This window comes from Streptomyces sp. NPDC006372, assembly GCF_040612515.1.
Taxonomy (GTDB): Bacteria; Actinomycetota; Actinomycetes; order Streptomycetales; family Streptomycetaceae; genus Streptomyces.
On record NZ_JBEXQJ010000001.1, the window covers coordinates 297,211 to 311,643 of the forward strand.

A 14,433-nucleotide genomic window follows, 5' to 3' on the forward strand; every position below is an offset into this window, starting at 1 on the left:
GCCTTCAGCCCGGCAGTCCCGCCGCCAGCAGTTCCACGAAGCCGATGTCCTCGCCGGCCACGCCGAAAACCTCGGCACGCAGCAGGGTCCGCTCGGCCCAGGCCCGATGCGGCTTCACCTCGTTCATCTTGTTCGTGTACGCCGACCTCAGGACACCTCCGCCGCCGCTCTCGGGGCGCAGTATGTCCTCGGCGTCCGAGAACTCCTCGTGGCTGACGACCGACAGGGCGTGCACCGGCAGCACGTGCGAGGGGTGGATGCAGGTCTTGCCCAGCAGGCCGTTGGCCTGGTCCAGGGAGATCTCCCTGAGCAGGCCGTCCATGGCGTGCTCAATCAGCTTCTCGCGCAGTTCCGCGGCCTGCACCTCAAGGAAGGGGCTCTGCCTCAGCAGCGGTTTGAACATGCGCTCCTGGACCCGGAAGTACTCCCACACCGGCCCGGTCACGGTGAAGCCGGTGCCGTCGGCCCGACCCAGCATGTTCACCACGTCGGCGATCACGGAGGCGACGATCTGCACGTCGTACGCGGTCATGTCGGGGCCTCTGCGCAGCCCGTACGAGGAGCAGAAGTCCGTGACGCCGAGGCGCAGGGCGAGGACGCGGTCGCGGTACTTGTCGACGGCCCGGGAGATGCCCTCCAGGGTCTCCACGCGCGACTCCCGGTAGAGCAGCTCGGGTGACTCCAGCACCGGCATGGCGAAAAGGCGACGGCCGCTTTCGGCCTCGGCGGTCGCCAGCGCCTCGAGGAACGGGATGCCGCGTTCCGCGGTGAACTTCGGCAGTACGAATCCGGACAGCAGCCGTACCGCCGGCCCGAGGCGTCGTACGAGGTCGGGGATCTGCTCGGGGACACGGACCCGGATGAACAGCAGCGGCACGTCGGCGTCCGGAAGCCCGGCGAGACTCGAGAACTGGCGGACGAGGTTCTCCTCGCCCGGGCCGACCTCCGCGTCGTCGATCGAGTCCTCCAGGCACAGCACCATCGAGACCACGCCACGCCCGGCCTGCTTGAGGATGTCGTCGGCGAGGCGCGGCCGGGTCGCCGGGCTGTAGAGCGTGGCGCCCAGGGCGGTGGAGAGCAGCCGGGCCGGGGAGTCCGGGGTGAACACGCTCGGCTCGCGATGGAAGAGACGCTTCCGCACCTCAGGGGCGATGTGCCCGAAATGACGCATGGAACTCCCCCGTGGCGGTTGTGCGACCTACGAATCGTCGGAACGTGGCCGGTAATAGTACGTACAAGAGCACGTCAAAGGTTCCCGTCAGGCATGAATTTCAGGTAACGCGGGCAAGCACAGCCAGACCCGGCCATGACGACGGTAATCCGCGACGGCCGTCGGCGCCGCTCGTGCCCCCGCGGCCCCGCGTTGTCGTGAGCAGGACCGAGAAGGCAGGATGACCGCATGACGCACGCGATGCTGAAGGGGTCGAACGTCCCGCTGGAAGCCACCACGGTGCGCGCCGTGCTGCGCTGGACACCCGGGCAGGGGGTTCCGGACGTCGACGCCTCCGCGCTGCTCCTCGGCCCCGACGGCCGTGTGCGCTCCGACGAGGACTTCGTCTTCTACAACCAGCCCCGGCACCCCTCCGGGAAGGTGTGGCGGCTCGGCAAGAAGCGGGTCGCCGAGGGCCTGACCGACACGATCCAGACAGAGCTCACCGGTGTCGAGTCGGGAGTCAGCCGGATTCTGCTGGTCGCTTCGGCGGACGGCGTGACCTTCGACCGCGTACAGGCGCTGCGCATTCTGCTGTACGACGCGGCGGGCACCGGGGCGGAGGCGCTGGCGTACTTCGACGTCAAGCCGGAGACGGGCGAGGAGACCGCGCTGATCTGCGGTGAGCTGTACCGGCGCGGGGAGGGCTGGAAGTTCCGGGCGCTGGGCGAGGGCTATTCGAACGGGCTGGAGGGGCTCGCGACCGACTACGGCATCTCCGTGGACGAGTCGGAGGCGCTGGCGGAACCGGCGACCACGACCGTTCCCACTCCCCCGACGACGGCCGCGACCATCCAGCATCCCCCGGCCCAGTCCTCCGCCGAGGTGTCCCGGCCGCTGCCGCCGGAGCAGCCGTCCGCGGTGCCCGCGCAGCCCGGCTACGGCTATCCGCCCCAGCAGCCGGCGACGACCCAGCCCGCTTACGGCTACCCGCAGCCCGCCGGCCAGCCCGCCTACGGCTACCCCCAGGCGCCGGCCACGGCGGGGGTCACGGGGGCACAGTCGGGATACGGCTATCCCCAGCCCGTCGCCGCCGCGGCCCCCGACCCGGACCTCCGGCTGCCCCCGCAGGGCCCGCAGTTCATCGGCCGCTGACAACCGGGAAGCCCTGGTCGCCGCCCTCCCCGGACTGCCGGAGGTCCTTCTCCAGCAGCGTGAAGGCCTTGGGCGGCCCGCCGGGCTGCGGCTTGCCCTCCGTGCGGCCCACGACGCGGTACCCGGCCGCCCGGTAGTAGGCGTTGAGCTGTGCGTTGCCGGCGAGGCAGTCCAGGCGCACCCGGGCGCGTCCCACGGCCGCGACCCGGTGTTCCGCGGCCCTCAGCAGCGAGCGGCCCGTGCCGGGCGCGGCAGTGTTCCGGTCCACCATGAGCCGGTGCACGTATCCGGCCACGGGCGGCTGCGGGCCCCAGGCGGTCTCGTCCTCCCACCACAGCTCCCAGGCGCCCGCGACGAGCCCGCCGGACTCCGCGAGCCAGATCTCGCCGTGCGCCATGACCCGGTGGAAGTGGTCCTCGCCCAGCTCTCCCGGCCGCCACTGCCCCGTGACGCCGCGGGTCAGCATCCACCGTGCCGCGCCGTCGCGGAGGCGGACGAGGGCGGCGAGATCGGACTCGGTGGCGGGGCGGAGGCGTAGATCATTCACCCGGGGACCCTAGCGGTCGACCTTCGTCTTGTAACCCCGGCCCCACTGCAGCCCCCACCCGTACAGCCGGTCCAGCTCGGCCTGGAAGCCGTAGACGAACTTCGCCTCGCGGCGCACCACGATCTCGTTCTTGACGTTCTCGATCATGACGACGGCGCAGGAGCGGGCCTGTGGCTGGCGTTCGTCGAGGTGGATCTCGATGCGCGGGCCGCTGCTCGGATAGAGCGTGACACTGGCGTGGGTGCGGTCAAAGGCCGGGGTCTGGTCGTAGATGTAGACGAAGACCAGGAGCCGCTTGATGTCGTCGCGGTGGTCGAGGTTGATGTACATGGTCTCACCCGACCCGGAGCCGAAGCGGTCGTCGCCGCTGAGCTTGACGTAGGGCGGGGCGTTGACGTCGCCGAAGTAGCCCCCGAGGGGCTGGACGACGCCCTTGGTGCCGTCCTTGAGCTCGTACAGACAGCCCAGGTCGAGGTCGACGTTGACCATGCTCTGGCTGTGGCCGACGACCTCCGGCGGCTTGAGCGCCCGGAACGGGTGCCGCAGCAGGCTCTCGCGCTGCGGGCCGCCGATGTCGGACGTGCGCATCCGCCAGCTCAGATTGACGCGCAGATGGCCGGTGGCCGCGTCCTGCTTGGTGAGCGATATCTGAGCGCGCCGCTTGGTCAGTTCGATCGCGTTGGTTGCCGCATGGCCCGAGTCGAACTGCACATCGCCGCGCCGGAGTCCGTCGAACAGGCCCATTCCGCCCCCACGTTCACTCGGAGACCGCGGGTCACCGTCGTGCCCACGGCCCTTGACGACCGACGGGGCGGCCCCGAGGACTCGCCTCGGCAGCCGCCCCGCTCAGAGCGTTCCTCACCCGGACGGGTGTCACACCCCGGACGAGACCTCAGTCTTCTCGTCCGCGTCGGCTTTTCCCTCGGCCGCCGCAAGCGCCTTGTTGCGGCGCACGGAGGACCAGAAGGAGGCGGCGATGAGGATGACGCCGATGGAGCCGGTGACGATCTCGGGGATCTGGTACTGGATGGTGATGAGCAGCATCGCGGCGAGCGCGCCGATCGCGTAGTGCGCGCCGTGCTCCAGGTAGACGTAGTCGTCGAGGGTGCCCTGGCGGACCAGGTAGACCGTCAGCGACCGGACGTACATGGCGCCGATGCCGAGGCCGAGGGCCATCAGGACGATGTCGTTGGTGACGGCGAAGGCACCGATCACGCCGTCGAAGGAGAAGGACGCGTCCAGGACCTCGAGGTAGAGGAACATGAAGAAGGCGGCCTTGCCGGCCAGCTGGACCGCCGAGCGGGGCTTGCCGCTGCGCTCGGCCTCCTCCTCGGCCTCCTGCTCGCGTTCCTCCTCCTCTTCGAGCTTGTCCTCGAAGTAGCCGGAGAGACCGCCGACGATCATGTAAGTGATCAGACCGGCGATGCCGGCGAGCAGGACGGTCTCCGCCTTGTCGACGTGGGTGCCGCCGTGCTGGTGGGCGTGGGTGGCGAAGGTCATCGACGAGATCAGCAGGACGATCAGCGCGATGCAGACCGACAGCATGTCGACCTTGCCGAGCTTGGCCAGCGGGCGCTCCAGCCAGCCGAGCCACTTGATGTCCCGGTCCTCGAAGATGAAGTCCAGGAAGATCATCAGCAGGAACATGCCACCGAAGGCGGCGATCGACGGATGAGCGTCGGTCACCAGCTGCTGGTAGCGGTCCTTGTCGTTCAGAGCGAGCTCGACAGCCTTGATCGGGCCCAGCTGGGCACTGATCGCGACGATCACGACGGGGAAGACCAGCCGCATGCCGAAGACGGCGATCAGAATGCCGACCGTGAGGAAGATCTTCTGCCAGAAGGCATTCATCTTCTTCAGGATCCCGGCGTTGACCACCGCGTTGTCGAAGGACAGCGAGATCTCGAGGACGGAGAGGATCGCGACGATGCCGAGCGCGGTCCACCCGCCGAACAGGACCGCCGCGACCAGGCCGAGCGCGGTGACCGCGAACGACCACCCGAAGGTTTTCAGAACCACTGGCTACCCAATCGTGTGTGTACGGGGCTCCCCCGCGCCGTACCCGGCTTTACGAACTTTTGAAGCCGAAGTCTAGTCGTCTCCCCTCGGCAGCCCAGGGGGCCCCGACTATTGCTCATATCGCGTCAAGAGACGTTGACCCCGAAGTCCAGCGCGATGCCCCGCAGCCCCGACGCGTACCCCTGTCCGACGGCCCTGAACTTCCATTCGGCCTGGTAGCGATAGACCTCGCCGAAGATCATGGCGGTCTCGGTGGAGGCGTCCTCACTGAGGTCGTAGCGGGCGAGCTCCTGGCCGTCCGCCTGGTTCACGACCCGGATGAAGGCGTTGCTGACCTGGCCGAAAGTCTGCCCCCGCTCGTCGGCCATGTGGATCGAGACCGGAAAGACGATCTTGTCGCACTGCAGGGGCACCTTGGAGAGGTCGATCAGGAGCGACTCGTCGTCGCCGTCGCCCTCACCGGTGAGGTTGTCACCGGTGTGCTCCACCGAGCCGTCCGGGCTCTTGAGCTGGTTGTAGAAGACGAACCACTCGTCCCCGAGCACGCGTCCGCCGCCGCACATCAGGGCGCTGGCGTCGAGGTCGAAGTCGGCTCCGGTGGTGGAGCGCGCGTCCCAGCCGAGCCCGATCATCACCTGAGTGAGGTTCGGTGCGGCCTTGGACAGGGAGACGTTGCCTCCCTTGGCGAGCGTGACGCCCATGATTCCCTCCCCGAATGGTGTTTCTCAGGTGGTCCTGCACGTCCGGCGCCGCACGTAAACCGTGCGGCGCCGGACGAAAGACCCTCAGGCCCCGCGAGCAGGGCCTTTCAGGTGGCTCAGACGTTCACACCGAAGTCCTGCGCGATACCGCGCAGACCCGAGGCGTAGCCCTGGCCGATGGCGCGGAACTTCCACTCCGCGCCGTGCCGGTAGAGCTCACCGAAGACCATGGCGGTCTCGGTGGAGGCGTCCTCGCTCAGGTCGTAGCGGGCGATCTCGACGCCGCCGGCCTGGTTCACCACGCGGATGAAGGCGTTGCGGACCTGGCCGAAGGACTGCTGGCGGGTCTCGGCGTCGTAGATCGAGACCGGGAAGACGATCTTCTCGACGTCGGCCGGGACGCCGGCGAGGTCGACCTTGATCTGCTCGTCGTCGCCCTCGCCCTCACCGGTGATGTTGTCACCGGTGTGCTCGACGGAGCCGTCCGGGCTCTTGAGGTTGTTGAAGAAGATGAAGTGCTGGTCGTTGCCGACCTTGCCGGAGTTGTTCAGCAGCAGCGCGCTGGCGTCCAGGTCGAAGTCCGTGCCGGTCGTGGTGCGGACGTCCCACCCCAGACCGATGATGACCGCGGTCAGACCGGGCGCCTCCTTGCTCAGCGATACGTTGCCGCCCTTGCTGAGGCTGACTCCCACGAGTCCTCCATTGGTGTTCTGGGGCGGGATGCCCCGTTGTGCTCGGATGTCGGATCAACGAGTCGATCCTAGTGACGGGTTCCCGCCCCACGCAGGCCCTGAAGCCGAGATTTCAGCGGGTGTCGAGCGCATGCCGCCCGACCGGCGTCACAGGGAGTCGAGCGCCTTCACGTAGTCGTTCAGGTCACGCGCGTCCGGCAGGCCGTTGACGACGGTCCACCGCACGGTGCCCTCCTTGTCGATGACGAAGGTGCCGCGCACGGCGCAGCCCTTGTCCTCGTCGAAGACGCCGTAGGCCCGCGAGACGTTGCCGTGCGGCCAGAAGTCCGACAGCAGCGGGTACTCCAGGCCCTCCTGCTCCGCGAAGACGCGCAGGGTGTGGATGGAGTCGTTGGAGACGGCGAGCAGCTGGGTGTCGCGGTCGGAGAACTGCGGCAGGTTGTCGCGCAACTCGCACAGCTCGCCGGTGCAGACGCCGGTGAACGCGAACGGGTAGAAGAGGAGCACCACGTTCTTCCGACCGCGGAAGTCGGACAGCTTCACGCTCGCGCCGTGGTTGTCCTTGAGCTCGAAGTCAGGGGCCTTCTCGCCGACCTGGATCGCCATCGTTGTGGGTGTCCCTTCCTGGGGCTTGACGGTGGGACCACCCTACGCAGACATCGGCGCAGACCGAGGGGCGGGCCGACGGCGTCGGCCCGCCCTTCCCGTACGACTGCCGCTCGGGCCCGTCGTGCGGCCGGCGCTGGTACGCGCCGTGCGGCTAACGCTTGGACTTGGCGGCCTTGGGCGTGGCCAGCCGGCTGCCGCTCCAGTCCTTGCCGACGCTGACGCTCTTGGCCGCCGTCAGACCCGCCGTCGTGGCGGCTTCCGAGATGTCGCTCGGCTCCACGTAGCCCGAACGGCCGGTCTTCGGCGTGAGGAGCAGGATGGCACCGCCCTCTTCGATGTACGTGGTGGCATCGACCAGCGCATCCGTCAGGTCGCCGTCGTCGTCACGGAACCACAACACAACGGCGTCGGCCACGTCGTCGTAGTCCTCGTCCATCAGGTCGCCCTCGACGATGCCTTCGATCGCCTCGCGGAGTTCCTGATCCACGTCGTCGTCGTAGCCGATCTCCTGGACCACCTGCCCGGGCTGGAACCCCAGCCTGGCGGCAGGGTTCGTCCGCTCCTCCGCGTGGTCCGCGGTCGCGCTCACGGGTTGCCTCCTGATCATGTCTTGGGAATATCTCAGCCACGCGCGTGCGCGAAGCATTGGCCGTAGTCCACACGGGCGGGACGGATCGCGCAAGTACCCGGCCGTTCAGACCGCCGAAACGGTGACGATCCTGGCCGTGTCGCCGCAACTCCAGGCACACCATCATGGTCCGAGGTGACGTACACCACACCTTTCTGCCCTGTTTGGGCGTTTGGGAATCGTCTGTGGGTACGAGACTCGAAGGTATTCGCCCCATACGTCACGGAGTCGATCTCACGTCTGGGTTACCGCTCGGTAGAGATGACGTTTCCCGGCCCCGAGGTGGACCATGGACAGCGGCGCGCCCCCCAGCGACGACGCCCCGGCGACGACAGCGAAACAGCGGCCCTCGCAGGCCCTCTGACAGGTAAGGAACAGCGTGGCTTCCGCATCCGATCGCAACCCGATCATCATTGGCGGCCTTCCGAGTCAGGTTCCTGACTTCGATCCCGAAGAGACGCAGGAGTGGCTCGACTCCCTCGACGCCGCCGTCGACGAGCGCGGCCGGGAGCGCGCCCGTTACCTCATGCTGCGTCTGATCGAGCGGGCCCGCGAGAAGCGTGTGGCCGTGCCGGAGATGCGCAGCACGGACTACGTCAACACCATCCCCACCAAGAGCGAGCCGTTCTTCCCGGGCAACGAGGAGATCGAGCGGAAGGTCCTCAACGCCACCCGCTGGAACGCGGCGGTGATGGTCTCCAGGGCCCAGCGCCCGGGTATCGGCGTCGGCGGCCACATCGCCACGTTCGCGTCCTCCGCCTCCCTCTACGACGTCGGCTTCAACCACTTCTTCCGCGGCAAGGACGACGGCCTCGGCGGCGACCAGGTCTTCTTCCAGGGACACGCCTCCCCGGGCATCTACGCCCGCGCCTTCCTGCTGGACCGGCTCAGTGAGGAGAACCTGGACGGCTTCCGCCAGGAGAAGTCGAAGGCGCCCCACGGCCTGTCGTCGTACCCGCACCCACGGCTGATGCCGGACTTCTGGGAGTTCCCGACCGTCTCGATGGGCCTCGGCCCGATCGGCGCGATCTACCAGGCGCGGATGAACCGCTACATGGACGCGCGCGGGATCGCCGACACCTCCAAGTCGCACGTGTGGGCGTTCCTGGGCGACGGCGAGATGGACGAGCCCGAGTCGCTGGGGCAGCTCACGCTCGCCGCCCGCGAGGGCCTGGACAACCTGACCTTCGTGGTCAACTGCAACCTCCAGCGCCTCGACGGCCCGGTGCGCGGCAACGGCAAGGTCATCCAGGAGCTGGAGTCGGTGTTCCGCGGCGCCGGCTGGAACGTGATCAAGCTGGTCTGGGACCGCACCTGGGACCCGCTGCTCGCCCAGGACCGCGACGGCGTGCTGGTCAACAAGATGAACACCACGCCCGACGGACAGTTCCAGACGTACGCCACGGAGACCGGCGGGTACATCCGCGACCACTTCTTCGGCGACGACCAGCGGCTGCGCGCGATGGTCGAGGGCATGACCGACGACCAGATCCTGCACCTGGGGCGCGGCGGTCACGACCACCGGAAGATCTTCGCGGCGTACAAGGCGGCCGTGGAGCACAAGGGCCAGCCCACGGTGATCCTCGCCAAGACGATCAAGGGCTGGACCCTGGGCCCGAACTTCGAGGGCCGCAACGCCACGCACCAGATGAAGAAGCTGACGGTCGACGACCTCAAGCGCTTCCGCGACCGCCTCCACCTGCCGATCTCGGACAAGGAGCTGGAGTCCGGCGTCCCGCCGTACTACCACCCGGGCCGGGACTCGGAGGAGATCCAGTACATGCACGACCGCCGCAAGGGTCTCGGCGGTTACGTCCCCACACGCGTGGTCCGCTCCAAGCCGCTGCCGCTGCCCGAGGACAAGACGTACGCGACCGTGAAGAAGGGCTCGGGTCAGCAGTCCATCGCGACGACGATGGCCTTCGTCCGTCTCCTCAAGGACCTCATGCGGGACAAGGAGATCGGCAAGCGGTTCGTGCTGATCGCGCCGGACGAGTACCGCACGTTCGGCATGGACTCGTTCTTCCCGAGTGCGAAGATCTACAACCCGCTCGGCCAGCAGTACGAGTCGGTCGACCGTGACCTGCTGCTCGCCTACAAGGAGGCGCCGAACGGCCAGATGCTGCACGACGGCATCTCCGAGGCGGGCTGCACGGCCTCCCTGATCGCCGCGGGCTCGGCCTACGCGACCCACGGCGAGCCGCTGATCCCGGTCTACGTCTTCTACTCGATGTTCGGGTTCCAGCGCACCGGCGACCAGTTCTGGCAGATGTCCGACCAGCTGGCGCGCGGTTTCGTCCTGGGCGCGACCGCCGGCCGTACGACCCTGACCGGTGAGGGCCTCCAGCATGCGGACGGCCACTCTCAGCTGCTGGCCTCCACGAACCCGGGCTGTGTGGCGTACGACCCGGCGTTCGGCTTCGAGATCGCCCACATCGTCAAGGACGGTCTGCGCCGGATGTACGGCGGCGACGAGGAGCACCCGCACGGCGAGGACGTCTTCTACTACCTGACCGTCTACAACGAGCCGATCCAGCACCCGGCAGAGCCCGAGAACGTGGACGTCGACGGCATCCTCAAGGGCCTCTACCGCTTCAGCGAGGGCACGGCGGGCTCGATCCCGGCCCAGGTCCTGGCCTCCGGCGTGGCGCTGCCCTGGGCGATCGAGGCCCAGAAGATCCTGGCCGAGGAGTGGGACGTCAAGGCCGACGTCTGGTCCGCGACCTCCTGGAACGAGCTGCGGCGCGAGGCCGTGGACTGCGAGCAGCACAACCTGCTGCACCCCGAGGAGGAGCAGCGGGTGCCGTACGTGACGCGGAAGCTGGCGGACGCGCAGGGGCCGGTCGTGGCCGTGTCCGACTGGATGCGGTCGGTTCCGGACCAGATCGCGCGCTGGGTGCCGCAGACGTACCAGTCGCTGGGCGCGGACGGCTTCGGCTTCGCCGACACCCGGGGCGCGGCCCGCCGCTTCTTCCACATCGACGCACAGTCGATCGTGGTGGCGGTGCTGACCGAGCTGGCGCGTGCGGGCAAGGTCGACCGCTCGGTGCTCAAGCAGGCCATCGACCGGTACCAGCTGCTCGACGCGTCGGCGGCCGACCCGGGGGTCGCGGGCGGCGACGCGTAACGCGGACCACCGTCAAGGGGTGGTGCGCCTCACGGGTACACCGTGGGCCCACCACCCCTTCACGTTTTCTACGATTCGGCCATGCAGCAGCAGTCCGCCCAACTCCGTTGGGAACAGCACACGCAGCGGCCGCTCTTCGCGCTGGCCCTCGCCTTCGCCGTCGCCTATGCCGTGCCGATCGTCCGGCCCGACGCGAGCCGGGACGTGGTGGAGGTGTGCACCGCCGTCGAGTGGGTGGTGTGGGGCGCGTTCGCGCTGGACTACGTCGTACGGCTCGGGCTCGCCCGGCAGCGCCTGACGTTCGTACGGACGCACTGGCTCGATCTGGCGGCGGTGCTGCTGCCGATGCTGCAGCCGATGCGGTTGCTGCGGATGGTGTCGACGCTGCTGCTGGTCGGGCAGCGGGCGCGGATGGCCTCCCAGATCCGGCTCACGACGTATGTCGCCGGTGCGGTGGTCGGGCTGCTGATGTTCGGGTCGCTGGCGGTGCTGTCGGTGGAGCGGGACTCGCCGGACGGGAACATCCGGACGCTGGGGGACGCGGTGTGGTGGTCCTTCACGACGATGACGACGGTGGGGTACGGGGACCATGCGCCGACGACCGGGCTGGGGCGGATGCTCGCGGTCGGGCTGATGCTGTCGGGGATCGCGCTGCTGGGTGTGGTGACGGCGAACATCGCGGCGTGGTTCATCGCGCGGTTCGAGAAGGATGATGTGGAGGAGCGGCGGCAGACCGAGGCGATTCGGGAGTTGGCCGCAGAGGTTCGGGCGTTGCGGGGTGAGGTGGCGGCGCTCAAGAGGACATCGGTCGACTAGCGGCGGGGCATGAAGGAGGGCCTCCGGCTGAATCGCCGGAGGCCCTTCCCTCACATCCCCGGGTCAGAACAGCATGCCGTTGCCCGGAGTTGCCGCTCCGGCCAGCCAGATGATGGCCAGGAGCGTGTCGATGGCGCCCAGGACGAGGGCGACCACTGCCGTCGCGGGGCGGGAGCCCGCCCAGGTGCGGCCCATGGCGAGCCAGCCGCAGACGATCGCCGCGGGGCCGAGGATGATCCCCAGCACGAAAAATCCGGCAACCGCGCAGATGACTCCGATGAGTCCGAGCGTCGCGCGATCCGTCCCGGCCCGTGACCACTTCCGGCCACGTGAGCGGGGGTGCCTGCGCGTACCGTGTCCGAAGCTCGCCATCATCAACTCCCGTAAACCCTCTATCGGTTGGGGTTCTCTTCGGGTATGGAATGACGGGTACCCCGTCGGTACGCGTTAATCCCGCTGCCTGCGCGCCACCCCCCTCCAGCAGCGCGCCGCAGCGTCCATCCTCCATGCCCTGCGGAGGACTTGACCCACTGTGACCTGCGATACGTGCCGGAGGGGAGGGTTCTGCGGTTGCGTTCACCCTGATAGGCGAACGCAACCGTAGGGGACCGTCAGATGTGCGCGGCGCCCGCGCCGGCCTCCGCGTTCTCACCGCGCTTGGTGAGGAACGCGACCAGCACCGCCACCACGGCCACCCCGGCCGCGACGAGCGACGCCGCGCTCATGCCGGAGATGAAGGTGTCGTGCGCGACGCCCGTGATCTTCGCGGCGATCGCGTCCGGCGTCCCCGGCGCCAGCGGCGGGACACCGACCTGGACGGCCTCGGACGCCTGGTGCTCCTGCTCCGGCGTCAGCGGCGGAAGTCCCGCCTTCTCCCAGTTGCCCGCGAGGTCGCTGTTGACCTTGGACGCCATCACGGCACCCAGCACGGCCGTACCGAGGCTGCCGCCGATCTGCATGGCGGCCTGCTGGAGACCGCCCGCCACGCCGGACAGCTCCATCGGGGCGTTGCCGACGATGACTTCGGTCGCGCCGACCATCACCGGCGCGAGTCCGAGACCGAGCAGGGCGAACCAGAGCGACATGATGCCGCTGCCGGTGTCCGTCTCCAGCGTCGACATCCCGTACATGGCGATCGCGGTGAGCGCCATACCGCCGGCGAGCGGGATCCGCGGGCCGGCTTTGGTGATCATCGCGCCGGCGAGCGGCGAGCCGACGATCATCATGCCGGTCAGCGGCAGCAGGTGCAGACCCGCGTCGATCGGGCTCATGCCGTGCACGTTCTGGAGGTAGAACGTCACGAAGAACAGGCCGCCCATGAACGCGATGGCCATCAGGACCATCAGCACGACACCGGCGGACAGCGCCACGGAGCGGAACAGCGCGAGCGGGATCAGCGGCTCCTTCACCTTCGTCTCCCAGAAGGCGAACAGCGCGAAGCCCAGGACGGAGGCACCGAGGAACGACAGCGTCTTGACGTCGCCCCAGCCCCACTCGGACGGCGGGGCCTTGATGAGCGCCCAAACGAGGCAGAACACCGAGGTCGACAGCAGGGCGATGCCCAGGAGGTCGAAGGAGCGCGGGGCGTTCTCCGCCCGGTGGTCGAGGAGGATCCAGACACCGAGGACGACGGCGAGGACACCGACCGGCACGTTGATGAAGAACACCGACTGCCAGTTGACGTGCTCGACGAGCACGCCACCGAGGATCGGACCGCCCGCGGTGGACGCGCCGATGACCATGCCCCAGATGCCGATGGCCATGTTGAGCTTCTCGGCCGGGAAGGTGGCCCGCAGCAGGCCCAGCGCGGCCGGCATCAGCAGCGCGCCGAACAGGCCCTGAAGGACGCGGAAGACGACGACGAACGCGATGCTGTCGGACAGGCCGATGGCGCCCGAGGCGGCGGCGAAGCCGACGACGCCGATGAGGAAGGTCTGCCGGTGGCCGAAGCGGTCGCCGAGCTTGCCCGCGGTGATGAGGGAGACCGCGAGGGCGAGGAAGTATCCGTTGGTGATCCACTGCACCTCGGCGAAGGTGGCGCCGAGGTCCTTCTGGATCGCCGGGTTGGCTATGGCCACGATGGTGCCGTCGAGGGCCACCATCATGACCCCCACAGCGACGGTGATGAGGGTGAGCCAGGGGTGCCCTCGCAGCCCCTTGCCCGGCGTCGCGTCCGACGGACCCGCCGGCGAGTTGCCCCCCGACCCCGTCGTGTCGATGGTGGTCTGACTAGTCATACCGCGAGGCTAATGACAGCCACTGACAATTGACAAACGGATTCACAAGTCGGTAACTGTCACGACACCGCGAGCTAGCCTGAGCTGCGGAAACACTTCAGACGAGAGGCCCCTCTTGAACCTGCGCGAACGCAAGAAACGGCGCACCCGGGACACGCTGCTGCGCGCCGCCCTGGAACTGTTCGCCACGCGCGGGTACGAGGAGACGACCGTGGACGACATCGCCGCGGCCGCCGACGTCTCGCAGCGCACCTTCTTCCGCTACTTCGCCGGCAAGGAGGAGACGGCGTTCTTCGTGCCGCGGCTCGCGGAGACACACGTCGTCGAGGCCGTACGGGCACGCCCGCCGGGCGAGGCGCCGCTGGAGGCGCTGCGCCGGGCCGTGCTGGAGAGCTGGGACACGATCAACGCGGCCATCGTGGAGCTCGTGCCGATCGAGCTCCACATGCGCGTCTACCGGGTGATCGAGTCCACGCCCGCGCTGCTCGCCGCGCATCTGCGGCGGGCGGCGGAACTGGAGGAGCAGCTCGCCCGGATCATCGCCGAGCGCGAGGGGCTCGACGTGGACGCGGATCCGCGTCCGAGGATCATCGTGGCCCTGTTCGGCGGGGTGATTCGTGTCACCGAGCGACTGTGGTCCACGGGGGACGACCTCAGCCTCGACGCGATGCGCCAACTCACCGCGACATACCTGGATCAGGTGGGTCCCGCCCTGGCGGGGAACTGGCGTACAGAGCCCTCCCCTTAGCACA

General features: G+C 68.6%; 14 protein-coding genes. 4 read left to right on the forward strand and 10 right to left on the reverse strand.

Annotated elements, in window-relative coordinates:
* Positions 1 to 4 precede the first annotated feature (4 nt).
* Positions 5 to 1,171, reverse strand: coding sequence for an HpcH/HpaI aldolase/citrate lyase family protein (locus ABZ016_RS01355; RefSeq protein ID WP_356914471.1), 1,167 nt, complete (start codon positions 1,169 to 1,171; stop codon positions 5 to 7).
* Between the two features lie 228 nt (positions 1,172 to 1,399).
* Between ABZ016_RS01355 and ABZ016_RS01360 the strand changes: the two genes are divergently transcribed.
* Positions 1,400 to 2,305 (forward strand): TerD family protein, encoded by a 906-nt coding sequence (locus ABZ016_RS01360; protein WP_356914472.1) that lies wholly within the window; start codon positions 1,400 to 1,402, stop codon positions 2,303 to 2,305.
* Here ABZ016_RS01360 and ABZ016_RS01365 read toward each other — a convergent pair.
* From ABZ016_RS01365 to ABZ016_RS01395, 7 genes are all read right to left on the reverse strand, one after another.
* Entirely contained in the window at positions 2,292 to 2,852 is a 561-nt protein-coding gene (locus ABZ016_RS01365) for a GNAT family N-acetyltransferase (RefSeq protein WP_356914473.1), read from the reverse strand. The two genes, ABZ016_RS01360 and ABZ016_RS01365, sit on opposite strands and share 14 nt — an antisense overlap.
* Before the next feature lie 9 nt (positions 2,853 to 2,861).
* Positions 2,862 to 3,596 carry a Tellurium resistance gene (locus tag ABZ016_RS01370; protein ID WP_356914474.1) on the reverse strand — a complete coding sequence of 245 codons (735 nt, stop codon included), beginning with the start codon at positions 3,594 to 3,596 and terminating at the stop codon, positions 2,862 to 2,864.
* Between the two features lie 129 nt (positions 3,597 to 3,725).
* Positions 3,726 to 4,871 carry a DUF475 domain-containing protein gene (locus tag ABZ016_RS01375; RefSeq protein ID WP_356914475.1) on the reverse strand — a complete coding sequence of 382 codons (1,146 nt, stop codon included), beginning with the start codon at positions 4,869 to 4,871 and terminating at the stop codon, positions 3,726 to 3,728.
* A 125-nt stretch (positions 4,872 to 4,996) separates the two neighbouring features.
* Positions 4,997 to 5,572 (reverse strand): TerD family protein, encoded by a 576-nt coding sequence (locus tag ABZ016_RS01380; RefSeq protein ID WP_356914476.1) that lies wholly within the window; start codon positions 5,570 to 5,572, stop codon positions 4,997 to 4,999.
* Between the two features lie 116 nt (positions 5,573 to 5,688).
* A complete protein-coding gene (locus ABZ016_RS01385; protein WP_356914477.1) occupies positions 5,689 to 6,264 on the reverse strand; it encodes a TerD family protein in 576 nt (191 codons plus the stop codon).
* Positions 6,265 to 6,411: 147 nt separating this feature from the next.
* Positions 6,412 to 6,870, reverse strand: a complete 459-nt coding sequence (locus tag ABZ016_RS01390; RefSeq protein WP_356914478.1) for a peroxiredoxin — start codon at positions 6,868 to 6,870, stop codon at positions 6,412 to 6,414.
* A 154-nt stretch (positions 6,871 to 7,024) separates the two neighbouring features.
* Entirely contained in the window at positions 7,025 to 7,462 is a 438-nt protein-coding gene (locus tag ABZ016_RS01395) for a DUF3052 domain-containing protein (protein ID WP_356914479.1), read from the reverse strand.
* Positions 7,463 to 7,880: 418 nt separating this feature from the next.
* Between ABZ016_RS01395 and aceE the strand changes: the two genes are divergently transcribed.
* Positions 7,881 to 10,628 carry a pyruvate dehydrogenase (acetyl-transferring), homodimeric type gene (gene aceE / locus ABZ016_RS01400; protein ID WP_356914480.1) on the forward strand — a complete coding sequence of 916 codons (2,748 nt, stop codon included), beginning with the start codon at positions 7,881 to 7,883 and terminating at the stop codon, positions 10,626 to 10,628.
* A gap of 81 nt (positions 10,629 to 10,709) precedes the next feature.
* Complete coding sequence (locus tag ABZ016_RS01405) at positions 10,710 to 11,444, forward strand: potassium channel family protein (protein ID WP_356914481.1); 735 nt, start codon at positions 10,710 to 10,712, stop codon at positions 11,442 to 11,444.
* Between the two features lie 63 nt (positions 11,445 to 11,507).
* On the opposite strand, the gene ABZ016_RS01410 is transcribed toward ABZ016_RS01405, so the two are convergent.
* A complete protein-coding gene (locus ABZ016_RS01410) occupies positions 11,508 to 11,819 on the reverse strand; it encodes a small hydrophobic protein (protein ID WP_356914482.1) in 312 nt (103 codons plus the stop codon).
* A 236-nt stretch (positions 11,820 to 12,055) separates the two neighbouring features.
* Positions 12,056 to 13,681 carry an MFS transporter gene (locus ABZ016_RS01415; RefSeq protein ID WP_356914483.1) on the reverse strand — a complete coding sequence of 542 codons (1,626 nt, stop codon included), beginning with the start codon at positions 13,679 to 13,681 and terminating at the stop codon, positions 12,056 to 12,058.
* A gap of 115 nt (positions 13,682 to 13,796) precedes the next feature.
* Here ABZ016_RS01415 and ABZ016_RS01420 point away from each other — a divergent pair, with 115 nt between their 5' ends.
* Positions 13,797 to 14,429, forward strand: a complete 633-nt coding sequence (locus ABZ016_RS01420) for a TetR family transcriptional regulator (protein ID WP_356914484.1) — start codon at positions 13,797 to 13,799, stop codon at positions 14,427 to 14,429.
* Positions 14,430 to 14,433: the final 4 nt, after the last annotated feature.

What these genes read in the sequence shown, in the direction of transcription:
- ABZ016_RS01355 (WP_356914471.1), bottom strand. Translation starts at nt 1,171, where the DNA reads ATGCGTCATTTCGGGCACATCGCCCCTGAGGTGCGGAAGCGTCTCTTC.
- ABZ016_RS01360 (WP_356914472.1), top strand. Translation starts at nt 1,400, where the DNA reads ATGACGCACGCGATGCTGAAGGGGTCGAACGTCCCGCTGGAAGCCACC.
- ABZ016_RS01370 (WP_356914474.1), bottom strand. Translation starts at nt 3,596, where the DNA reads ATGGGCCTGTTCGACGGACTCCGGCGCGGCGATGTGCAGTTCGACTCG.
- ABZ016_RS01380 (WP_356914476.1), bottom strand. Translation starts at nt 5,572, where the DNA reads ATGGGCGTCACGCTCGCCAAGGGAGGCAACGTCTCCCTGTCCAAGGCC.
- ABZ016_RS01390 (WP_356914478.1), bottom strand. Translation starts at nt 6,870, where the DNA reads ATGGCGATCCAGGTCGGCGAGAAGGCCCCTGACTTCGAGCTCAAGGAC.
- ABZ016_RS01405 (WP_356914481.1), top strand. Translation starts at nt 10,710, where the DNA reads ATGCAGCAGCAGTCCGCCCAACTCCGTTGGGAACAGCACACGCAGCGG.
- ABZ016_RS01410 (WP_356914482.1), bottom strand. Translation starts at nt 11,819, where the DNA reads ATGATGGCGAGCTTCGGACACGGTACGCGCAGGCACCCCCGCTCACGT.
- ABZ016_RS01415 (WP_356914483.1), bottom strand. Translation starts at nt 13,681, where the DNA reads ATGACTAGTCAGACCACCATCGACACGACGGGGTCGGGGGGCAACTCG.